The 433-nt window shown below is 33.0% G+C and carries 2 protein-coding genes; both read right to left on the bottom strand.

The genetic code is table 11. The features are described 5' to 3' along the window. On the bottom strand, positions 1–340 hold a 340-nt coding region (locus CBI42_RS11375; RefSeq protein WP_094753987.1), incomplete at its 3' end, for a hypothetical protein. Then, positions 324–433 (bottom strand): DNA cytosine methyltransferase (locus CBI42_RS12725; protein ID WP_179211421.1); only part of this gene is annotated, 110 nt, incomplete at its 5' end. The genes CBI42_RS12725 and CBI42_RS11375, both read right to left, overlap by 17 nt.

Genomic DNA, 433 nt, shown 5'->3' with positions numbered 1-433 from the left:
TTACAGTTACTTGGGTTGTAAGTATTCCCTCTTTTCCCTCGGCTCGATAGCCTTGTCCATATAAAACAAAAACAAGATTCTGATTATCATCTATAAAGGCATCAGCTCCGTTCTTTATATCCTGACTTTCGAGGAATTCCATAACGTTTTGAAGATAGGATTCATAAAATAGTGGATAGTTATGTTTTTTATGGTAATCATCTAAAAATGTTACTTCAAACTCACATGGATAATTGGGCATTAAAAATATTTGTTCATCCAGCTGTTTGATTTCTGCATCATGTAATTCTGTTTCTAATTCGTCACAATCTAGTATTGACTCTTTATTTAAAGCTTTCATCTTTTTCCTCTATTTCTTTTAATTTCTTTGCGATTGCAGCAATCACAGGAACGGTTACACTATTACCAGCTTGTTTATAGAGCTGACTATTAC

The organism is Streptococcus sp. KR (assembly GCF_002238115.1).
In the GTDB taxonomy this organism is placed as follows: domain Bacteria; phylum Bacillota; class Bacilli; order Lactobacillales; family Streptococcaceae; genus Streptococcus.
This window is presented reverse-complemented; position numbering and strand designations above follow the sequence as displayed.